The organism is Sphingomonas sp. P2_B6 (genome assembly GCF_056404755.1).
This window is the reverse complement of record NZ_JBFUDK010000004.1, coordinates 141,404-161,492: the sequence shown is the minus strand read 5'-3', so window position 1 is coordinate 161,492 and position 20,089 is coordinate 141,404. Positions and strand designations below refer to the sequence as shown.

Here is a 20,089-nt window from a genome sequence, read left to right as displayed (position 1 = left end):
CTCAGGCCGGCGTCACGCCGTTCCCAGCTGCGCCGGGAAATCCGCGCAGGCTCTGCATAAAGACCGGCCATGCCGGCTCGTCCGCCAGCAGCATATGGTTCTCGCTGTCGCAGGACAGCAGCCGCGCGCCCGGGATCAATCGCGCCATTTCCTCGGCGCAGGCGTGCGGGATGATGCGGTCGCCCCGGCTGTGCGCGATCAACGTCTCGGCGGTGATGGCGCCGAGCTCGCCGCGCAGGTCGAACGAGCGGAAGACATCCTGCAGCGATTCGTTCAGGCCCATGATCGTGCCGAGCCGATCGTTGAACCAGTCGATCATCGCGCCGCGCGCATCGGGCCAGTAGAGCGCCCCGAGCATGCGCCCGAACACGTCGCGACCGCCGTCGCGGTAGATGCGGCCCATGTCGAGCAAGGACTTGCGCCGCTTGATCTCCTCGGGATCGCCGCGCACCTCGAAGCCCGCGGCATAGCCGCCATACAGTATCATGCGGCGCACACGTGCCGGGTGGCGCGCGGCATAAGCGAGCGCGACTAGTGAGCCGTGCGACAGGCCGAACAGGTCGAACCGGTCCACCCCCGATGCGTCGACAACCGCCGCGAAATCCTCGAGCAGCGCGTCGAACGTCCAGCGCGGCGGATCGCGGTCCGACCGGCCCACGCCACGCAGGTCGCTGCGGATCAGCCGCCGGCCTCGGCGTGCCTCGCTGACCCAATGCTGCCAGGCGACCGAGGCACGATCCTCCTCGATCTGGTGGAACCACACCGCGGGCTGGAGCAGCGGGAAGCCTTCGCCCATGTCCGACCAGCCGATGCGCGTGCCGTCGGGCGAGGTGCAGACGGCGATCCTCTCGTCCGCCTTCGCGGCGGCGGATGGCGCCGCCAGGTCGCTGTCGCCGGCAGCATCGGGCCGGGCCAGCCGGCGTCGCCACGCGCCGGGCGGATCGCCATATTCGCGCTTGAAGGCGCGGGTAAAGGCTGCCTCCGAATTGAAGCCGACATCATAGGCGATGTTGGTGCTGCTTGCCCTGCCGTCGCGCAGCATGTTCGCTGCGACCCGCATGCGCCAGCGCGCGCAATAGCGCATCGGCGCCTCGCCGATCAGCGCGGTGAAGCGATCGGCAAAGGCGGAGCGCGACATGCCGACCTCGCGCGCCATGCCGGTCACGTCGAGCGCCTCGGCATAACGATTGTGGATGATCGACAGCGCCCTGGCGACGCCGGGATCGCGCAGGCCGGTGAGCCATCCGCCCTCTCCCTCGGGCAGGCCCTCGATGTAACGGCGCACCGCTTCGCCGAACAGCAGCTCGGTCAGGCGCGCGACGACCATCGGCGGCGCTCCGGCATATTGCTCCGCGGCGAAGCGGAGCGAGCTTTCGAGCCAGTCCTTGGTGGAAGGGTCGCCGGCGTGAATCAGCATCATGCTGGGCAGGCTCTGGATCAGCGCATTCTCGGGCGAGCGGCTGCCCAGAAAGCCGCAATAGAGCATGGTCTGCTCGCCCTTGCCCGCGACGCGGATTCGCGCGGGCTCCCCGCTCGGCCCCGGCTCGATCAGATCCTCGGACGCAACGGGCGACAGCCCTGGTTCGGAATAGAGCAGATGCTTGTCGTTGCGCGGCAGCAGGATGACGCATCCGGCCTCGGCCTCCACCGGCGGCTCGCCCGGGACCTCCACCCAGATCCGGCCCGACCGGACATAATGATAAGCGATCACATGCGCCGGTTCGGCAAAATAGGCCGCGCAATGTTCCTTGGTGAACTGGGAGACAAGGCAGGACGGCCCGCCGAGCTCGGCGTCGATCACGACGCCGCCGCTCAGGCGCATCGACGACAATATGTCGGCCAGTACATCCATCGCCGGATTGTCGTCTTTTCCGGCGTTTCGATCAATTGTTTCGGTCGCGCGATCATTCAGCTCAGGGCCGAACCGGCCTAATTCACCGTCAACGATAAGAACCTGGTCGCATTTTCGGGCACCCCCCGCCCGCATCCAGGAGTAGAAAAGACAGTGAACATCATTCCCCCGCCCGACGTGACGAAATTGCTGTTCGTCACCTGCGGCACCTTGATCTGCGGCGGCTTCACGCTGGCGCTGGCGCTCACGCCGTTCGGCGTCGCCTGACCCTTCACGGAGATTTTCCATGTATCGCGACTTTACCTACGCGGAGGTGCTTGCCTCCTCGGAGCGCGCCGGCTGGCGCCTCGACGACGTGCTCGGGCCGGACGACCGGCTCGACTTCACCGCCCGGTTCATGCCTGAAGCCCTGGCACGTACCGACACCGCGCCCGGCCTGGACGCGGCGGCGCGCACGCTGCTCAACCAGATCAGCGGCCATCAATATCTAAGCCTGTTCGGCGTGATCGAGGAGTTCATCCTCCCGTTCGTGCTCGATCATGTCCGGCCGCTGCTCGATGCGGACGATTACCGCGTCCGCGCGCTGCTCCAGTTCGCTGGCGAGGAGGCGAAGCATATCCAGCTCTTCCGCCGATTCCAGGAAGCCTATGCGGCCGGATTCGGCGCGCCCTGCCAGGTGATCGGCCCGGCCGAGGCGATCGCGGCGGAGGTGCTGCGGCACGATCCGCTCGCGGTGGCGCTGGCCATCCTGCACATCGAGTGGATGACGCAGAACCATTATCTGGACAGCGTCCGCGACGATGCCGGGCTCGATCCGCTGTTCAAGAGCCTGTTGCGGCATCACTGGATGGAGGAATGCCAGCACGCCAAGGTCGACACCCTGATGGTGGAGGCGCTGGCCGATGGCCGCAACGATGGCGCGATCGTCGCCGCGGCGGGCGAATATCTCGAGATCGTCGCCTTTATCGACGGCGGGCTCGGGCAGCAGGCGGCGTTCAACGTCGCCGCGCTGGAGCAGGCAACGGGCCGCCCGGTCGCCGACCGCATGGCGCTGATCGCGCAGCAGCACCAGGCCGCGCGCTGGACCTATCTCGGTTCGGGCATGGCGCATCCACAGTTCGTCGGCACGCTTCAGGCAATTTCGCCCGCCGCGCTCGCGCTGGTGAATGCCGCCGCGCCGCAATTCAACTGATCGTCAACCAAGGAGAATTCCCATGCTGGACATGGTTTCGAACAAGAACATCAACGACATCGATCTGACCGCGCTGGGCGAGGTCGTCGAGGCGATCCAGGCGGAGCCCGCCCGGGCCAAGGCCGGCTTCCACGTCACCAGCCGCTGGATGGGGCAGACCCGCAGCGAAACGACGGTCGAGGAAATCACCCTGGGCGGCGAGCGGATCGCCCGCGATTTCCGCATCGTGGCGGACGAGCCGGCCGAATTGCTCGGCACCAACATCGCGCCGAACCCGCAGGAACTGCTGATGGCGGCGGTCAACGCGTGCATGATGGTCGGCTATGTCGCCGGCGCTTCGATCGCCGGGATCGAGCTCGACCAGCTCGAGATCGAGACGCGGGGCGAGCTCGACCTGCGCGGCTTCCTCGGGCTGAGCGACTCGGTGCCCGCCGGATACCGGACGATCGACTATGACGTGCGGATCAAGGGCAATGGGACGCCCGAACAGTTCGCGGCGATCCACGAAACGGTGATGGCGACCTCGCCGAATTATTTCAACATGAGCCGCCCGATCCCGATGAACGGCCGGCTGGTCGAAGGACAGTTGAAGCGCGTAAGGCCTGTCCTTCGATACGCCATTTCGACAAGCTCAATGGCTACTCAGGACGAACGGAGGTGGTTCGATTCAGGGCTCGCCGCTCTAGCGAAGCTCGCTGCCGCCCTTGAACAGGCGCAGCACCTTGCCCTGCACGGGCAGCTTGTCGAACGGCGTGTTGCCGGCCTTGGCGACCATGCGATCGGTGTCGATCTGCCACGGCGCTTCCCAGTCGAGCAGCATGAAATCGGCAGGCGCGCCTTGCGTAAGCGTGCCCGCTTCAAGCCCCAGAACCTTCGCCGGATTGGCCGCCAGCAGCGCGAACAGCCGGTCGATCCCGATCACGCCGTCCCGCACCAGCCCGAGCGATAGTGCCAGCAGGGTCTCCGCACCGGCCATGCCCGCCGAGGAATCGGCGAAGGGCAGGCGCTTCTCCTCGGGCCCGCGCGGATCGTGGCTCGAGCACAACAGGTCGATCGTGCCGTCGGCCACCGCCGCGAGCGCTGCCTGGCGGTCGCTCTCGCTGCGCAGGGCGGGGGAGAGATGCGCGAAGGTCCGGAAATCGCTCATCGCATTGTCGGACAGGAACAGGTGCGCGGGCGTGATGCCGCAGCTCACCGGCAGGCCGCGCGCCTTGGCACGGCGGACCAGGTCGAAGCCGGCAGCGGTGGTCACCTGGCGGAAATGCAGCCGGGCGCCGGTTTCCTCGGCCAGGATCAGGTCGCGCGCGATGGCCAGCGCTTCGGCGGAAGCGGGCGCGGAAGGCAGGCCCAGGCGGGTCGCGGTCTCGCCTTCGGTCGCAGCCGCCGCGCCGACCAGCCCGGCATCCTCGGCATGCGTGATCACCGTCAGGTCGCAGTCGTGCGCATAGGCAAGCACCCGGCGCATCACGCCTGAATCCGCGATCCAGCGCCGGCCGGTCGCGACCGCGCGGGCGCCGGCATCGCGGGCGATCGCCATTTCGGCGAGGTCGGTGCCGGCCAGGCCGCGCGTCGCGGCGGCGATCGGGTGGACCCAGATGTCGGGCTTGCCCATGTCGGCGGCGCGCTGGATGATGCCGGGGTCGTCGAGCACCGGCGACTGATCGGGCATCAGCCCGACCCGCACGATGCCGCCCGCGCGGCAGGCGGCCTTGTCGACCGCGAAGACGCCGAGATCGATGATCGCAGGAGCGACGAGCACGGAGCGGCCAAGCGTGGCGCAATCGGTGAGGTCGGCGCCCGCGGGCGCGTGGCCGCCGATCGAGACGATCTTCTCGGCGTCGATCACCAATGTCGTGGGGCCGTCCGCCTGTGCGCTCACCAGCACGGCGTTGGAGAAGGCGCGGATCATGCCCAGCCCTCCACTTTCCGCGCTCGCCTCGTCAGCACATCCAGGCACGCCATGCGCACCGCCACGCCCATCTCGACCTGTTCGGTGATCGCCGATCGCTCGACATGGTCGGCGACGTTCGAATCGATCTCGACGCCGCGGTTCATCGGGCCGGGGTGCATCACCAGCGCATCGGGTCTGGCGCGCGCGAGCCGCTCCAGCGTCAGGCCGTAGCGCATATGATATTCGCGGGTGGATGGCACGAAGCCGCCCGACATGCGCTCGGTTTGCAGGCGCAGCATCATCACGACGTCGGCCCCGTCGAGCGCCGCGTCGAAATCGGTGAAGGGCGTTACGCCCATCCGCTCGATCGCGGCGGGCATCAGGGTCGAGGGCGCGCAGACCCGCACCTCGGCGGCGAGCGCGGTCAGCGAAAGGATGTTGGAGCGCGCGACCCGGCTGTGCAGCACGTCGCCGCAGATCACCACGCGCTGCCCCGCGACAGACCCGCGACGGCGGCGGATCGTCAATGCGTCGAGCAGTGCCTGAGTCGGATGTTCGTGGCTGCCGTCGCCGGCATTGAGCACCGGGCAATCGACCTTGTCGGCGATCAGCCGCACCGCGCCCGAGCTCATATGGCGGATGACGATCACATCGGCGCGCATCGCGTTGAGCGTCATCGCCGTGTCGATCAGCGTCTCGCCCTTCTTCACCGAGGACTGGGCGGCATGCATGTTGACCACGTCCGCGCCGAGCCTTTTGCCCGCGATCTCGAACGACAGCAGCGTGCGCGTGCTGTTCTCGAAAAAAGCGTTGATCTGGGTGAGACCTTCGAGCCTTTTGTCGCTCTTGGCGCGGCTGCGGTTCGCCTCGACCCACTGCTCCGATTCGTCGAGCAGGAACATGATCTCGTGCGGCTGCAATCCGTCGATCCCGGTCAGGTGCCGGTGCGGAAAGACGGCGCTGCCCTGGATGAGGGTCGCGGGGCGGTGATCTGATGCTGGCATTAAAGGGGTTCGGTAGCGAGGGGTGGGGCAGGGCGCAAGATGGCGCCACGCGGACAGGGGCCTGGAAAGAAACGTCCAGAGACCCGCATATTATGGCAGGATCGTCATTCGATCACGCCCCAAGGCAATGAAATATTGAGAGTTTCCACTTGGAGGCTGGCCCACTCCGCGAAACCATCCATTTGGTGGTGAATCCAGTTCGGCTTGGTACGCACGACATGAATTCCACGCGATCTATCGATCGTCCCGCGAGCACTCGGTTTAGGTGATCTGCGCTTGCCTGCTCGCTGCGCCGAAGGATATTGATACCAAGAATTCCGCCGCCGTTTAACTAACCATCGGTTCGCGAACGAGATAGCTGCCGCTCTTTGCCGCATAAGGCGGTAATTGTTTGCCGTCCAAGGGGGCGCGCTCCGCATTACCATCAAGGCAGTCTGACCATGGGCAAATCCGCAATTGCTATAGTAATATCAATGGCTTGCGTCATATTGCCGGGAACGGTGTGGGCCGTATCTGACACATCAGCCGCTATTTCGGAGGCGTTGCGCCGGGCGGACAGGATCGAAATCCTCGTCATCAGGCCGGATCTGGAATCACCGGTTCGGATTAACCAAAATACGCTGAAATCCTATGCGTGTCATATCGAGTTGAGCCGAGGGACGCGCACCATGTCGGATTTCTCCCATGCATTATCGACTCGATCGATCCGCTATGAGTTTGGTCGGAACTCTGGTGGAGATTTGCGCATCGGCGTGATCATCTGGAAAGATGGTCAGATGATAAAGCAGATTTACTCAGCAGGGGTGGCGGGGTCCGATGGCAGAACAATCGCCGTCGTCGACGGCGGGGCCGCGACAATATCGAGCAGTTTCGGAGATGTGGTGCGTCACTATTTCCGATCTTACACGGGCCCGAAAATGCCTGCTCCGGGCTCAGCGCCTACCTGTCGGACATTATAGGTTGTTTGATGACCTGCGCGGGAGGATCGCGCAAATTGCAGACCCGATCAGCGTAAATATCCGTCGAGCCGATTGTTTGCGTCCAGTCGAGTATCGACGGCGCATCGCACAAGGTCATCCGGAGGACTCGACGCGCGCTTGGCTGGTTAACATGTAATGCACCAACGCACGGCTGAATGTGTCTCGACCTCAGGCACTTGCCGTGTAGGATCATGGTACATCCGGGTCGCGGGTCGGTGGGGAAACGAGTGACGAATGACGATGCGGGGGCGGCTTTTGGCCGGCTTGTGTCCGATGTGCGGTTCCATCTGCCGGCGCCTGAACTTCGTGATCTGATCACTGCCTATGTCATCGTCGAATCGACGTTGCCGCTCTGCGATTTCCTTCATCCCGAATGGGCGAATGTCCGGTTCGTGCTGTGGGGCGAATGGGAGATTCAGGATCTCGCCACCGGCGCGATGGTTCCGGCCTTCGCGCCGGCGCTGTTCGGCCCGACTGATCGCACCCGCCAGTTTTCGAGTCCCGCCGGCGGGCTGCTCGGCGTCGGGCTGACGCCATTGGGATGGGTCAGGCTGATCGGCGGTAATGCGGGCGCGGTCGCGAACAAGGTGGTGCCGCTCGGCGACGGATTCGGCATCGATGGTGTGGAACTGGCGGCCACGCTTCGCGCCTGTCCCGACGATGCGTGTCGGGTGGCGCTGCTCGACCGCACGCTCATTCGCCGCTCGCGGCATGGCGGCAAACAGAACCCGCTCGCGCTCAGGGCGCATGACGTGCTCGTCTCCGGCTCGGCGGCCGATGTCGCCGAATTCGCCGATCAGCTCGATGTTCAGCCGGCCAAGCTCAGCCGGCTGTGCCTGCGCGTGTTCGGCTTCACCCCCAAGCGCCTGCTGCGCCGCCAGAGGTTCCTGCGGACCCTGGGCGCGGTGCGTAATGCGCTGGATCAGCCGCTGACCGAGCTGATCGATCCCGCCTATTACGACCAGGCCCATTTCAACCGCGATTTCAAGGCGTTCATGGGCACGAGCCCGCGGGCCTATTTCAAGTCGCCGCGCGAGGTGTTGCGCCGCGCGATCGAGGAACGACTGCGCGTGGTCGGCGCGCCCGTCCAGGGGCTTCACCCGTCGAAACGGAACGGTGAGAATGAACCCTAGCGATTGAGAAAAGGTGCATTGAATACCTCCGTCATGCCGGACTTGTTCCGGCATCCATTTCCCCTCCCGCGCTGACGGTATTCGTTGCGCGATGGTCCCCGGAACAAGTCCGGGGTGACGGTTGGGTAGGTCGGATTCTAGCCGCTCACCAGCGCGTCGATCGCGCCCTGCAGGATGTACGCCGCCGCCATCTTGTCGACCAGTTCCGCCCGTTTCGCACGGCTGGCATCCTGCTCGATCAGGGTGCGGGTAACCGCCTGAGTCGACCAGCGTTCGTCCTGGAGGAAGATCGGCAGGCCGAGATCCTCCATGTTACGGGCAAAGGCGCGGCTCGACTGGCTGCGCGGGCTCTCGCTGCCGTCGGTCAGGTTGAGCGGCAGGCCGATGACGATGCCCTTGACCTGCTGCTCGACGATCAGCGCGGCGAGCGCCGTCTTGTCCTTCTGGAACTTGGTGCGGCGGATCAGCAAGGCCGGGCTGGCGAAGCTCCACCCCGCATCGCACAGCGCTGTGCCGATCGTCTTGGTGCCGACGTCCAGCCCGATCAGGCGCCCGCCCGTCGGCAGCGCCTCGCGGAAGACGGCGCGGTCGGTGGTGATCATGAAAGGGCATACCCCAAACCGTCACCCTGAACTCGTCTCAGGATCCGTGCGCGGCCAGCTGCCTCAAGAGCGGCGCCGGTGGGGCAAGTGAACGCGTATGGATGCTGAAACAAGTTCAGCATGACGAGTGGAGGAATATCAGTCATTTTCGCGCCTTGAACGCCGCCAGCCGCCGCGCGGCATCGGCGCGGACATTGGCCCAGAACAGGCTGTAATCGTACACATGGTAATTGTTGCCCGGCAGCACATAGCTGCCGAGGTCGGGCGGCGTGCCGATCATCAGCAGCCCGCGTCCTTCGCACTGCGCCGGGACCTGGCCCGCCTGGATCGTCGCGGCACCCAGATCCTTGTCGGGCACCAGGGTGCCGAGATTGGCGGTCGCCGGCGCGGCTGCATTGGCCGTGCCGGTGATCGGGTTGGTGCAGACCATCGCGGTGCCCCGGCGCGGCGCGCCGGTGAAGCCGCTGGTCGCGTCATAGGCGTCGAGGATCAGCGCCGGATCGGCCGGCTCGGCGAAGCTCTGCCAGGAAAGGATGCAGCCGGCCTGGTTGGCCGCGGCGCATTCCGGCAGGCCCATGCGCGCCAGGTCGGCGGCCTTCGAGACCGGCCAGCCAACCACATAAGCCGCGACGATCCGCTTCGCGAGCGGCGTGCCGGCGATCCGCTCATGCAGCAGCCGGGTCAGATGGAGCGCGCCCTGGCTGTGGCCGGCAAGGATGATCGGGCGGTCGCCCGCCTCTTTCAGGAACTGGTCGAAGGCGGCGGCGACATCGCCATAAGCGAGATCCAGCGCCTTTTGCGCCTCGGCCTTGGTCGTCAGGAACGCGCCGAAGGTCGCCTGGCGGTAGCGCGGCGCCCAGATCGCGCCGGCCTCGTTGAAGGCGGTGGCCTGGGCGCGCAGGAACAGCTCGGCCCGGGCATTGGCGTCCACATCGTCGAGCGGCGCGTTCCAGCGCTGGCCGTTGAGGAAGGAGGTCGGGTGGATGAAGAATATCGCTGCCTCGGGCGCTGCGGCCGGCTGATACCCAGCAGGTGTCCATAGCGCGGGATTGCCGCGCTTGTCCGGCCGCGCGAACCACATCTTCGCATCGGCATAGGCGTTCGGCGCGACCGCGGGTTGGGCCTCGAACACGGCCTTCGGCACGAAGGTCCACCGCGTCATCTCGATGCCATACAGCCGGAAGACGAACAGGCCGGCGATTGCGAGCACGATCAGCACGGCGATCAGATAGAGGAATTTGCGGGCCATGGAGGGCCCGTGCCGCAGGATCGCGGCGCTTGCAATCGGCTTCGGCGGCGCGAGGCTGGCGGAACAACCTGATCGCGTACGGCGCCTTTTGGTTGCGCGCCTTGGCCGCGCTCTGCTAGCCGCGCGGCCATGTCCGTAGATATCGCAACCGTGAAGAAGATCGCGAGCCTTGCCCGCATCGCGATCACCGAGGAAGAGGCCGCGCGCATCGCGCCGGAGCTCGACAACATCATGGGCTGGATCGAGCAGCTCGGCGAGGTCGACACCTCGTCGGTCGAGCCGATGACCGCCGTCATCCCCAACCATCTGCGCCTGCGCGACGATGTCGTCACTGACGGCAATGTGCGTGATGCGGTGCTGTCCAATGCGCCCGCGGCGGAGCATGGCTTTTTTGCCGTGCCGAAGGTGATCGAATGACCGAGCTGACTGATCTGGGCGTCGCCGCGATCCGCGACGGCGTGCGAGAGGGCACCTTCTCGGCGCGCGAAGTGGCCGACGCGTTCGTCGCCAAGGTGAGCCAGGCCAAGGCGCTCAACGCTTTTCTGGTTGAAACGCCCGATCATGCCATCGCCGCCGCCGAGGCGGCCGACGCGGCCCGCGCGGCGGGCGAGACGCTCAAGCCGCTGGCCGGCGTGCCGATCGGCATGAAGGACCTGTTCTGCACCAAGGGCGTGGCCTCCACCGCGGCGAGCCATATCCTTGAGGGCTTCACGCCGCCCTACGAGTCCACCGTCTCCGGCAAGCTGTGGGATGCGGGCGCGGGCATGCTGGGCAAGCTCAACATGGACCAGTTCGCCATGGGCTCGTCCAACGAGACCAGCTATTTCGGCAACGTCATTTCGCCCTGGCGGCGTGCGGACGGCGGCAACGCGGCGCTCGCGCCGGGCGGTTCTTCCGGCGGCAGCTCGGCGGCGATCGCGGCGCGGCTCTGCCCGGCGGCGACCGGCACCGACACCGGYGGCTCGATCCGCCAGCCSGCCGCCTTCACCGGYAYCKYCGGCATCAAGCCGACCTATGGCCGCTGCTCGCGCTGGGGCGTGGTGGCGTTCGCYTCGTCGCTCGACCAGGCCGGMCCGATSGCSCGCGACGTGCGCGACTGCGCGATCATGCTGGAGGCGATGACCGGGTTCGATCCGAAGGATTCGACCTCGCTCGACCTGGAAGTGCCGAAATGGGAGGCGGGCCTGTCATCCAGCCTCGTCGGCAAGCGCATCGGCATCCCCAAGGAATATCGCGTCGACAGCATGCCGGCCGAGATCGAGGCGCTGTGGCAGCAGGGTATCGACTGGGCGCGGGACGCCGGCGCGGAGATCGTCGAGGTTTCGCTGCCGCATACGATTTATGCGCTCCCGGCCTATTACATCATCGCGCCGGCGGAGGCCTCATCCAACCTCGCCCGCTATGACGGCGTGCGCTATGGCCTGCGCGACCTGCCCGAGGGCGCCAACCTGCAGGACATGTATGCGGCAACCCGCGCCGCCGGTTTCGGCGACGAGGTGAAGCGCCGGATCATGATCGGCACCTATGTGCTCTCGGCCGGCTTCTACGACGCCTATTACACCCAGGCGCAGAAGGTCCGCACGCTCATCGCGCGCGATTTCGAGCGCGCCTGGGAAAGCTGCGACCTGCTGCTCACGCCGACCGCGCCGTCCGCGGCGTTCGCGCTTGGCGAAAAGACCGATCCGATCGCGATGTACTTGAACGACGTGTTCACCGTGCCCAGCTCGCTTGCCGGCCTGCCGGCGATGTCGGTGCCCGGCGGCCTCGACAAGGCGGGATTGCCGCTCGGCCTGCAGATCATCGGCAAGCCGCTCGACGAGCAGGGCGTGCTGAACGCAGGGCTGGCGCTGGAAGAACGCGCCGGCTTCGTCGCGCGGCCGGAGGCGTGGTGGTAGGATGGGGCTGCTGGTCGAATTACTGTTCGAACCGGCGCTCCATTTTGGCTGGCGATTGATCAAGTTTCTTTGTCGGGAGCCCGAGCCGCGACGGCGGCGATGGCCCGACCAGGACGAAAGCGAATGAAATGACTGAAGCCGCATACCGCATCCGTGGCGCCACCGGCGATTGGGAGGTCGTGGTCGGCCTCGAAGTCCATGCCCAGGTGACCTCCAACGCCAAGCTCTTCTCGGGCGCGGCGACGGCGTTCGGTGCCGAGCCCAACACCCAGGTGTCGCTGGTCGATGCCGCGATGCCCGGCATGCTGCCCGTGCCCAACCGGGAATGCATTCGCCAGGCGGTGCGCACCGGCATGGCGATCGACGCGCAGATCAACAAATGGTCGCGCTTCGACCGCAAGAACTACTTCTACGCCGATCTGCCGCAGGGTTATCAGATCAGCCAGCTCTACCATCCGCTGGTGGGCGAGGGCGCGATCCATATCAGCCTCGACGACAAGAACCCGGACGACGCGACCAAGCGCATCGGGGTCGAGCGCATCCATGTCGAGCAGGATGCAGGCAAGCTGATGCACGATCAGCATCCGACCCAGAGCTATGTCGACCTCAACCGGTCTGGCGTGGCGCTGATGGAGATCGTCAGCCGCCCGGACATGACCTCGCCAGCCGAGGCCGGGGCCTATCTGCGCAAGCTCCGCTCGATCCTGCGTTATGTCGGCTCGTGCGACGGCAATATGGAAGAAGGCTCGATGCGCGCCGACGTGAACGTCAGCGTGCGCAAGCCCGGCGATCCGCTCGGCACCCGCACCGAGACGAAGAACGTCAACTCGGTCCGCTTCGTCATGGCCGTGGTCGAGCAGGAAGCGCTCCGCCAGGTCACCGCGCTGGAGGCTGGCGAACGCATCGTCCAGGAAACGCGGCTTTACGACCCCGACAAGAATGTGACCCGGTCGATGCGCTCCAAGGAGGATGCGCACGATTACCGCTACTTCCCCGATCCCGACCTGTTGCCGCTCGAACTCGACGACGCCTTCCTCGAGGAATGCCGTGCGAGCCTGCCCGAGCTGCCCGACGCCAAGCGCCGCCGCTACGAAGCGCTGGGCATCACGCCTTATGCCGCTGCCGTGCTGACGGCGGAGGTCGAGGCGGCACGCTGGTTCGACGCCTTGCTGGAGACGGGTGCGAAGCCGGTCGCCGCGGCGAACTGGGTGACGTCGGAGTTGTTCGGCGCGCTCAACCGCATCGGCAAGGACATCGAGGAGTCGCCGGTCAGCCCGGCCCAGGCCGGCGAGCTGCTGGGCCTGGTCGCTGACGGCACCCTGTCGGGCACGCTCGCCAAGCAGGTGTTCGAGATCATGCTGGAGACGGGGCAGGGCGCCGGCGCGATCGTCGAGGAACGCGGCCTCAAACAGACCAGCGACACCGGCGCGATCGAGAAGGTCATCGCCGAAGTGATGGCCGCGAACGAGGACAAGGTCGCCGAATATCGCTCGGGCAAGGATAAATTGTTCGGCTTCTTCGTAGGCCAGACGATGAAGGCGATGGGCGGCAAGGCCAATCCCGGCGTGGTCAATGATCTGCTGAAGAAAGCGCTGGGATAGCGATACTTTCCACCATTGTGGAGGAAGTCAGGCGCAAATACCGCCTTGCGTCGCCCTGAGCGATATGAAAAATACCGGTAGCCGCACTTCGGGGAAGAATGCGGCACCGGGGGGATGCAATGTTGCGTGGTGTAGTGGCGGCCGCCTTGGCCGTGTTGTTGTGTGCCGTAGGAATGCCTTCGGCACAGGCGCAGGAAAAGTCGGGAACGAAGGAGGGCTTCGTTCTCAAGGAAAAATCCGCCAAAATCCTTCTGATACGTCCAACCATCAAGGTTGGCGCCCAGTCTACTGGCGGCATGTTCGAACCCAATGCGGACTGGACCGCTCAGGCCAAGGAAAATCTCGGGGCCGCGCTGGACGTTGCTCAAGGTAAACTCGGCAACGCCGTAATCCGCGCCGAAGAACCGATCGGCCGGCAAGCCGAGACCATGGCAGACTATCAATCCCTGTTTTCGGTGCTGGCCGATTCAGTCATCAACTATCAGTTTTTCCCGGGGAACCGACTTCCCACGAAGAAGCGGAAAGGGTCCTTCGAATGGACTATGGGGCCGGGCGTTGCTGAAATAGCCAGGGACACCGGTGCGGATTACGCGCTCTTCATTTATACTGAAGACCAATATGGCTCTACCGGCCGCAAGATTTTGCAGCTTTTCGCCGCGATGGCCTATGTTTCGGTGAAATCGGGTGAGCATAAGGGCTTTGCCGGGCTCGTCGATCTGCGGACCGGTGACCTCGTCTGGCTGAATGCCGATCTGGCGATGGGTGGTGACGTACGGACGCCGGAAGGCGCGCAAAAGCGCGTGGCCCAGCTTCTGGAAGATTTCCCGGGTAGCGCGCCGCAGCTTGCGGTCGCGGCAAAATAAGTGCGAGTTCTTCGCCTTTTTCTGGCGGCAACCTGTTTTCTCGGGGTGTGCCCGGCATATGCCAAAGACACCATACCGACCTTGCCGCCCTATACCGGAGCCTATCAGCCCCAGAGCGTGGATGAGCGCGGCGTCTGGATGCTCGCCGACGAGGCCGAGCGGGACCTGCGCGATTCCAAGGCGGTCATCAATGATCCGGGGCTCAATAAATATCTGCGCGATGTCGTCTGTCGCACCGTCGGCAGCGACAGGTGCGAAAGTGCGCGCATCTATGTCGTGCGCGACGCTGATTTCAACGCGACGATGGCGCCGAACGGGACGCTTATCGTCAACACGGGGCTCTTGTTGCGCGTCCGTGACGAGGCGGAACTGGCCGCTGTTCTTGGCCATGAGTTCGCCCATTTCGAGCTGCGGCACAGCCTGATCAGCTTCAAGCGACAGCGAACGGCGGGGGATATCATAGCGTGGGCCGGCGTCGGCGCTGCCGCAGCAACCACGTATAGCGGCGTACGCGCGTATCAATCGATCCAGATCGCTGCCTATGGGGCGGTGCTGGCCAACAACCGGGATCAGGAACGTGAGGCCGATCTCCTGTCGATGGCCTATTTGAAGGCGTCAGCCTACGACCCGCGCTGCTTTGCCGATATCTGGGACCGCTTAATGGACGAAGCGGATGCCACGGCCCGCGGCCGCAAGCAGCGCAGCACGCGATATGATCGAGTCGCCTTCTTCGCCACGCATCCCACGACGCTGGAACGCGCCACCTATTTGCGGGAAATTGCGCTGGCGACGGGCAAGGCGGGAGAGGACGATGTGGTGCGCTTCCGCGGTGCGACGGCCGTCTGGCGTCGGGAATTCCTTGCGGACCAGCTCAAGCTGAACGACTTCGAAGGAACCGACTATCTCATCGGAGAATTGGCGGGGTCGCAATGGACGGCGGATCTGCTGTTTTCTCGCGGCGAGCTTTATCGCGCCCGCGGAAATCCGCGCGACCTGGTGTCGGCGATAGGATTCTACCGCGATGCGCTTCAGCAGGATCCCGCGAATGCCGAGGCATATCGCGGCATGGGGCTGGCGCAGCTGCGAAGTCGCGACCCCGCAGGCGCCGAGACGTTGAGGAAATATCTCGACATGAAACCTGACGCTCCGGATCGAGCGATGATTTCTACCCTTCTACAGTGAGAATGATGACATGAGGCACAAGATCCTGTCGGCAGTGGTTGCGTCGGCGCTATTCTCGACCGCACCCGCGCTCGCCGGCAACAAGCTGGTTGCCCAGGGCACCAGTGTGGCCGTCGCGAAATCCCTCCTCACCATCACGCCGGATCGTGAATGGAACAAGATGGGTGCCCGTCCTGGAAGAAATTCGGAAACCTGGACGCTCGACGGCGACGGCCTCAACGACGTGACCTTCTATGGCGGCATCGAGAATGACCGCACGCTCTTCCGCGAGGTGGACAAGCGTGCAAAGCCCTTGCCGCGCTTCTCCTCGACCATGCTGCTCACCGATTTGCCGGTCTTGTTCGAGAACAGCTACAGCATCGCGCTCAGCACGCAGCTGATGAAGATCGATTCTGTCGAACCCGTCACCTTCCTCGGCCAGAAGGGGATCCATTTTTCGTTCACGTTCAGCCGGCTGAACGAGGAAGTGCGACGCAAGGGCGAGGCTTCGGCCGCGATCGTCGGCGGGAAACTGTACATGATCACGTTCGAAGCCCCGGACGTATTCTATTATGAGCGCGACTTGCCCGCCTATCGCGCCATCCTCGCCAAAGCGACGATGGCGGGCGGAAGTCGCTGAGGCGCTCTACTGCGTGTCGTCCTGGTTCTTCGTCACGCCGCCGGTGCCGCCGATGCCATCCGGAATGCCGGACGAGGTGAAGGCGTCCGGCTCGCGTCCGCCCTCGCCGCGTTCGACCGCGTCCTTGCGGGCATCGACGATCTGCTCGATGTCGCTGCGGTTGTCATTGTCCGCCTCGGGCGGGCTGTCGGGGTGCGGGTCTCGATCGGTCATGGGATCATCCTCTCAACGGTAATCGGTGGCGCCGACCGGCTGGCCGGGCGTAAAGCCCGGATCGCTGTCCGGCTGCGGCGCGGGCACGTCGATGTCGGGGGCATTGGGCCCAACCTCGGGCGGCGGTGCCTCGGGCTGCGCCGGCTGGCTCGGCTCGGGCGGCAATTCTTGTGGCGGGGTAGTGGCCATTGGCATTCTCCTCGACTACATAACGCGCTTGCACCGCGCCGGGTTGCTACGCCCGTGCGAGTTGCTATAGACGCCGCCGACCGGCGGTGTCCCATGCGGGCGTGGCGGAACTGGTAGACGCGCCTGGTTTAGGTCCAGGTATCGCAAGATGTGGGGGTTCGAGTCCCTTCGCCCGCACCAGTCTCGTCGCGCTGGGCGAGGGGTGCCGCGACCCAGATCCCCTGAAAAGGCCCAGAGCTAAAAAAGGCAAGTGTTGAAATGCAGACTGTCGAGACGTTGAACGAGGGCCTGAAGCGCGCCTACACGCTGAAGATCACGGCGAAGGACATCGATTCGAAGGTCGATGCCGAACTGAAGCGTGTCGCGCCCCAGGTGCGCATGCCCGGCTTCCGCCCCGGCAAGGTGCCTGCCAATCTGGTCCGCAAGATGCACGGCCCCGCGCTGCTGCAGGACGCGCTCAACACCTCGATCCAGGAAGGCGTCCAGACCCTCCTCACCGAGCAGAAGCTGCGCCCCGCGACTCAGCCTGCGGTCAGCCTCGATGAAGGCTATGAGCTCGGCCAGGACGCCGAGGTCAAGGTCGAGCTCGAAGTGCTCCCGGACGTCCCGACCCCGTCGATCGACCATCTGAAGCTCGAGCGGCTGACCGTGCCCGCCGACGATGCGGCGCTCCAGACGCAGCTCCAGAAGTTCGCTGACCAGCAGAAGCGCTGGGACGATGCCAAGCCGACTTACAAGGCGAAAGAGGGCGACCTGGTCGTCATGGACTTCGTCGGCAAGGTCGACGGCGTCGCCTTCGACGGCGGCACCGGCACCGACATGTCGGTCGAGCTTGGCTCGGGCCGTCTGATCCCTGGCTTCGAGGATCAGGTCGTCGGCGTGAAGACCGGCGACGAGCGCCAGATCAACGTGACCTTCCCCGCCGATTATCAGGCCAAGGACCTGGCCGACAAGGCAGCGACCTTCGACCTGAAGATCACTGCGGTGAAGACCGCCGGCGAGACCAAGATCGATGACGAGCTCGCCGTCTCGCTCGGCCTGAAGGACCTGGATCAGCTCAAGGAGCTGCTCAAGGGCCAGATCGAGCAGGAGCTGAATCAGCTCACCCGCACGCACATGAAGCGCAAGCTGCTCGATCAGCTCGCCGAGGGCCATGATTTCCCGGTTCCGCCGTCGATGGTCGAGGCCGAGTTCGCCCAGATCTGGCAGCAGCTCGAGCATGAGGCCACGCACGAGGCCGATCCGGAAGCCGCGATCGCCGAGATGGAATCCGAGCGCGACGATTATCGCGCCATCGCCGAGCGCCGGGTGCGCCTCGGTCTGCTCCTGTCGGAGATCGGCCAGGCGAACGGCGTCGAGGTCAGCCAGCAGGAAATGAACCGCCTGATCGCGCAGGCCGCGTCGCAATATGGCCCCGAGGACCGCACCCGCTTCATCGAATATGTCCGCTCGGAGCCGATGGCCGCCGCTCAGCTGCGCGCCCCGCTCTATGAGGACAAGGTCGTCGACTGGCTGTTCGAAAAGGCCGACATCAGCGACCGCGAAGTGACGCGCGAAGAGCTGGAAGAGGCGATCGAGTCCGAGGACGGCTTCGCCAGCGGCACGCATCATCACGATCATGACCACGACCATGATCATGATCACAAGCCGAAGAAGAAGGCTGCCGCGAAGAAGGCCGCTCCCGACGAGGCAGCAGACGAGGCCCCCGCCGAGGAAGCCAAGCCCGCGAAGAAGGCTGCCGCCAAAAAGGCCGAGCCTGCTCCCGAAGCGGCCGAAGAGCCGGTGAAGAAGCCGGCTGCCAAGAAGGCGGCCAAGCCGGCGGCGGAAGAGGCCCCGGCCGAGGACGCCGCACCGGCCAAGAAGCCGGCGGCCAAGAAGGCGCCCGCCAAGAAGGCCTGATCTATCTGTGGGGCGTCGCCGCGAGATGCGGCGACGTCCCGCAACCTTTAAGACCTCTCAGGCGAAGACTTCTTCCAGATTGGATCCGTCGAGCCCGCGCTGACCCTGCGTGATGCCGCGAATCAACAGGATCGCGGGGACGGCCAGGGCGATATCGATCACGCTGCTCACGCCAAGAATGATGGTGTTGTCGCCCCCTTCCCGAGTAGAGGCGGCGAGAAACCACCCCGAGAGGTTGGTCACCAGCCACGCCGCCCACCAGCCGGCGACGAGGCTGTCATTGGTATCGTACGGCACCACACCGCGACTGGCGTTCCACAATTCGCGCATGCCCTGGAACGGCTTGAACAGGCTGGCGATCGGCACGGCGAACCACCAGATCCGCGAGGCCGGCGTGAACTCGAGATCGTCGATATTCGCTGCGATCAGGTTGCGTCCTGCCCGATAGATCCAGAAAGCGAACACGATCATCGTGACGATCTTGAAGACGAGCGCGGACATATCGACTTCCGTGGCGATCGGCATGATCAGCGCCTGGAAACTTCCCGGCAGCAGATACGCCCAGAGCAACACGACCGGAGTCCACAGGGCGTCGATCACCACCATGGCCGCAACGACCGCCGTCAGCGGCCGCAGGTCCCGAATTTCCATTGATATTCCCCCCGATGCTCCCGGTGGCGATCATCCGGTGCCCGGGGGAGATCGTCAAACGACAAAATGGTCGAACCCGGACGAATTCGTCCCTATGGCTGCGGCATGACGTCCCGCATTGCTGTCCTGCTGCCCTGCTACAATGAGGAAGCCGCCATCGCGCAGACGGTGGCCGGTTTCCGCGCCGCGCTGCCCGACGCGACCATCTACGTCTATGACAATAACAGCCGGGATCGCACGGTCGAGGTGGCGCGCGCCGCGGGGGCGATCGTCCGCACCGAACGCATCCAGGGCAAGGGCAATGTCGTCAGGCGGATGTTCGCTGACGTGGATGCCGACATCTATGTAATGGCCGACGGCGACGCGACCTATGATGCGGCCTCGGCGCCGGCACTGGTGGCCCGCGTGCTCGAGGAACAGCTCGACATGGTCGTGGGCGCCCGCGTTACGCAGGCGGATGCGGCGTACCGGCGTGGTCACAAGATGGGCAATGCGCTGCTCACCGGCATGCTCGCGCGGCTGTTCGGGCGCAGCTTCACCGATATCCTGTCGGGCTACCGCGCCTTTTCGCGCCGCTTCGTGAAGAGCTTTCCCGTGCTGTCCGCCGGTTTCGAGATCGAGACCGAGATCAGCGTGCACGCGCTCGAACTGAAAATGCCGGTCGCCGAGATCGAGACGCCCTATTTCGCGCGGCCCGAAGGCTCCGAATCGAAGCTCAGCACCTATGGCGACGGGTTCCGCATCCTGCGCACGATCGTCCAGCTCTACCGGATCGAGCGGCCGGTGCTGTTCTTCGGCAGCATCGGCGCGCTGCTGGCGGGGCTGGCGGTAATCCTCGCGATTCCGCTGATCATCACCTATATGCATACGCATCTCGTGCCGCGCTTCCCCACCGCGATCCTCGTGACCGGGCTGGTGATCCTCGCCTCGCTCAACCTGTTCACGGGGCTGATCCTCGATACGGTGGTGCGCGGCCGGCGCGAGGTTCGGCGCCTCGCCTATCTGGGGCACCGCGCGCCGGGCGGTGAGGATCGGCGGAGCGGCGGGTACGGGGGTTGAACTCGTTTCCGCCAG

The 20,089-nt window shown here is 65.2% G+C and carries 18 protein-coding genes, 1 tRNA gene and 1 pseudogene; 12 read left to right on the top strand and 8 right to left on the bottom strand.

Features of this window, described 5'->3' with window-relative positions:
- Position 1: 1 nt before the first annotated feature.
- Entirely contained in the window at positions 2-1,852 is a 1,851-nt protein-coding gene (locus AC1DX5_RS07445) for an alpha/beta fold hydrolase (protein ID WP_478014713.1), read from the bottom strand.
- 286 nt (positions 1,853-2,138) lie between these two features.
- Here AC1DX5_RS07445 and AC1DX5_RS07440 point away from each other — a divergent pair, with 286 nt between their 5' ends.
- Positions 2,139-3,044: a diiron oxygenase gene (locus AC1DX5_RS07440; RefSeq protein ID WP_465176910.1), complete on the top strand. Its 906-nt coding sequence runs from the start codon at positions 2,139-2,141 to the stop codon at positions 3,042-3,044.
- A pseudogene (locus tag AC1DX5_RS07435) lies at positions 3,019-3,594 on the top strand (OsmC family protein); the annotation flags it as partial. The gene AC1DX5_RS07440 and the pseudogene AC1DX5_RS07435, both read left to right, overlap by 26 nt.
- Before the next feature lie 132 nt (positions 3,595-3,726).
- Here AC1DX5_RS07435 and AC1DX5_RS07430 read toward each other — a convergent pair.
- On the bottom strand, positions 3,727-4,953 hold the full coding sequence (locus AC1DX5_RS07430; RefSeq protein ID WP_478014712.1) for a dihydroorotase: 1,227 nt from the start codon (positions 4,951-4,953) through the stop codon (positions 3,727-3,729).
- Complete coding sequence (locus AC1DX5_RS07425) at positions 4,950-5,939, bottom strand: aspartate carbamoyltransferase catalytic subunit (RefSeq protein ID WP_465173641.1); 990 nt, start codon at positions 5,937-5,939, stop codon at positions 4,950-4,952. Before AC1DX5_RS07425 ends, AC1DX5_RS07430 begins: the two co-directional genes overlap by 4 nt.
- Before the next feature lie 1,207 nt (positions 5,940-7,146).
- On the opposite strand from AC1DX5_RS07425, the gene AC1DX5_RS07420 reads away from it, so the two are divergent.
- Positions 7,147-8,052 carry a helix-turn-helix domain-containing protein gene (locus AC1DX5_RS07420; protein ID WP_478014711.1) on the top strand — a complete coding sequence of 302 codons (906 nt, stop codon included), beginning with the start codon at positions 7,147-7,149 and terminating at the stop codon, positions 8,050-8,052.
- Between the two features lie 137 nt (positions 8,053-8,189).
- Here AC1DX5_RS07420 and ruvX read toward each other — a convergent pair whose 3' ends face one another.
- Positions 8,190-8,654, bottom strand: coding sequence for a Holliday junction resolvase RuvX (gene ruvX / locus AC1DX5_RS07415; RefSeq protein ID WP_478014710.1), 465 nt, complete (start codon positions 8,652-8,654; stop codon positions 8,190-8,192).
- A 142-nt stretch (positions 8,655-8,796) separates the two neighbouring features.
- On the bottom strand, positions 8,797-9,903 hold the full coding sequence (locus AC1DX5_RS07410; RefSeq protein WP_465173638.1) for a DUF3089 domain-containing protein: 1,107 nt from the start codon (positions 9,901-9,903) through the stop codon (positions 8,797-8,799).
- A 129-nt stretch (positions 9,904-10,032) separates the two neighbouring features.
- On the opposite strand from AC1DX5_RS07410, the gene gatC reads away from it, so the two are divergent.
- The 6 genes from gatC to AC1DX5_RS07380 all read left to right on the top strand — a co-directional run bounded on the left by gatC (position 10,033) and on the right by AC1DX5_RS07380 (position 16,063).
- The gene (gene gatC, locus AC1DX5_RS07405) at positions 10,033-10,320 is read left to right on the top strand and encodes an Asp-tRNA(Asn)/Glu-tRNA(Gln) amidotransferase subunit GatC (protein WP_465173637.1); all 288 of its coding nucleotides are present in this window, start codon (positions 10,033-10,035) and stop codon (positions 10,318-10,320) included.
- On the top strand, positions 10,317-11,798 hold the full coding sequence (gene gatA / locus AC1DX5_RS07400; RefSeq protein WP_478014709.1) for an Asp-tRNA(Asn)/Glu-tRNA(Gln) amidotransferase subunit GatA: 1,482 nt from the start codon (positions 10,317-10,319) through the stop codon (positions 11,796-11,798). The genes gatC and gatA overlap by 4 nt, the downstream gene beginning before the upstream one ends.
- Positions 11,799-11,926: 128 nt before the next feature.
- Positions 11,927-13,399, top strand: a complete 1,473-nt coding sequence (gene gatB / locus AC1DX5_RS07395; RefSeq protein ID WP_478014708.1) for an Asp-tRNA(Asn)/Glu-tRNA(Gln) amidotransferase subunit GatB — start codon at positions 11,927-11,929, stop codon at positions 13,397-13,399.
- A 119-nt stretch (positions 13,400-13,518) separates the two neighbouring features.
- Positions 13,519-14,262, top strand: coding sequence for a hypothetical protein (locus AC1DX5_RS07390; protein ID WP_478014707.1), 744 nt, complete (start codon positions 13,519-13,521; stop codon positions 14,260-14,262).
- On the top strand, positions 14,263-15,444 hold the full coding sequence (locus AC1DX5_RS07385; protein ID WP_478014706.1) for a M48 family metalloprotease: 1,182 nt from the start codon (positions 14,263-14,265) through the stop codon (positions 15,442-15,444).
- 10 nt (positions 15,445-15,454) lie between these two features.
- Positions 15,455-16,063, top strand: coding sequence for a hypothetical protein (locus AC1DX5_RS07380; protein ID WP_465176900.1), 609 nt, complete (start codon positions 15,455-15,457; stop codon positions 16,061-16,063).
- 6 nt (positions 16,064-16,069) lie between these two features.
- Here the strand turns inward: AC1DX5_RS07380 and AC1DX5_RS07375 are convergent, their stop codons facing one another.
- Both AC1DX5_RS07375 and AC1DX5_RS07370 read right to left on the bottom strand, forming a co-directional pair.
- On the bottom strand, positions 16,070-16,276 hold the full coding sequence (locus tag AC1DX5_RS07375; protein WP_465173633.1) for a hypothetical protein: 207 nt from the start codon (positions 16,274-16,276) through the stop codon (positions 16,070-16,072).
- Between the two features lie 12 nt (positions 16,277-16,288).
- On the bottom strand, positions 16,289-16,465 hold the full coding sequence (locus AC1DX5_RS07370) for a hypothetical protein (RefSeq protein ID WP_478014705.1): 177 nt from the start codon (positions 16,463-16,465) through the stop codon (positions 16,289-16,291).
- A 95-nt stretch (positions 16,466-16,560) separates the two neighbouring features.
- Here AC1DX5_RS07370 and AC1DX5_RS07365 point away from each other — a divergent pair.
- Positions 16,561-16,645: transfer RNA gene (locus AC1DX5_RS07365), tRNA-Leu, on the top strand.
- A 78-nt stretch (positions 16,646-16,723) separates the two neighbouring features.
- On the top strand, positions 16,724-18,364 hold the full coding sequence (gene tig, locus AC1DX5_RS07360; protein ID WP_478014704.1) for a trigger factor: 1,641 nt from the start codon (positions 16,724-16,726) through the stop codon (positions 18,362-18,364).
- Positions 18,365-18,421: 57 nt separating this feature from the next.
- Here the strand turns inward: tig and AC1DX5_RS07355 are convergent, their stop codons facing one another.
- Positions 18,422-19,015, bottom strand: a complete 594-nt coding sequence (locus tag AC1DX5_RS07355; protein WP_465173630.1) for a DUF4328 domain-containing protein — start codon at positions 19,013-19,015, stop codon at positions 18,422-18,424.
- Between the two features lie 105 nt (positions 19,016-19,120).
- On the opposite strand from AC1DX5_RS07355, the gene AC1DX5_RS07350 reads away from it, so the two are divergent.
- A complete protein-coding gene (locus AC1DX5_RS07350) occupies positions 19,121-20,074 on the top strand; it encodes a glycosyltransferase (RefSeq protein WP_465173629.1) in 954 nt (317 codons plus the stop codon).
- Positions 20,075-20,089 lie beyond the last annotated feature (15 nt).

What these genes read in the sequence shown, in the direction of transcription:
- ruvX (WP_478014710.1), bottom strand. Translation starts at nt 8,654, where the DNA reads ATGATCACCACCGACCGCGCCGTCTTCCGCGAGGCGCTGCCGACGGGC.
- gatC (WP_465173637.1), top strand. Translation starts at nt 10,033, where the DNA reads ATGTCCGTAGATATCGCAACCGTGAAGAAGATCGCGAGCCTTGCCCGC.
- AC1DX5_RS07430 (WP_478014712.1), bottom strand. Translation starts at nt 4,953, where the DNA reads ATGATCCGCGCCTTCTCCAACGCCGTGCTGGTGAGCGCACAGGCGGAC.
- AC1DX5_RS07390 (WP_478014707.1), top strand. Translation starts at nt 13,519, where the DNA reads ATGTTGCGTGGTGTAGTGGCGGCCGCCTTGGCCGTGTTGTTGTGTGCC.
- AC1DX5_RS07380 (WP_465176900.1), top strand. Translation starts at nt 15,455, where the DNA reads ATGAGGCACAAGATCCTGTCGGCAGTGGTTGCGTCGGCGCTATTCTCG.
- AC1DX5_RS07375 (WP_465173633.1), bottom strand. Translation starts at nt 16,276, where the DNA reads ATGACCGATCGAGACCCGCACCCCGACAGCCCGCCCGAGGCGGACAAT.
- AC1DX5_RS07445 (WP_478014713.1), bottom strand. Translation starts at nt 1,852, where the DNA reads ATGGATGTACTGGCCGACATATTGTCGTCGATGCGCCTGAGCGGCGGC.
- AC1DX5_RS07350 (WP_465173629.1), top strand. Translation starts at nt 19,121, where the DNA reads ATGACGTCCCGCATTGCTGTCCTGCTGCCCTGCTACAATGAGGAAGCC.
- AC1DX5_RS07440 (WP_465176910.1), top strand. Translation starts at nt 2,139, where the DNA reads ATGTATCGCGACTTTACCTACGCGGAGGTGCTTGCCTCCTCGGAGCGC.
- AC1DX5_RS07410 (WP_465173638.1), bottom strand. Translation starts at nt 9,903, where the DNA reads ATGGCCCGCAAATTCCTCTATCTGATCGCCGTGCTGATCGTGCTCGCA.
- tig (WP_478014704.1), top strand. Translation starts at nt 16,724, where the DNA reads ATGCAGACTGTCGAGACGTTGAACGAGGGCCTGAAGCGCGCCTACACG.
- gatB (WP_478014708.1), top strand. Translation starts at nt 11,927, where the DNA reads ATGACTGAAGCCGCATACCGCATCCGTGGCGCCACCGGCGATTGGGAG.
- AC1DX5_RS07425 (WP_465173641.1), bottom strand. Translation starts at nt 5,939, where the DNA reads ATGCCAGCATCAGATCACCGCCCCGCGACCCTCATCCAGGGCAGCGCC.
- AC1DX5_RS07370 (WP_478014705.1), bottom strand. Translation starts at nt 16,465, where the DNA reads ATGGCCACTACCCCGCCACAAGAATTGCCGCCCGAGCCGAGCCAGCCG.
- AC1DX5_RS07355 (WP_465173630.1), bottom strand. Translation starts at nt 19,015, where the DNA reads ATGGAAATTCGGGACCTGCGGCCGCTGACGGCGGTCGTTGCGGCCATG.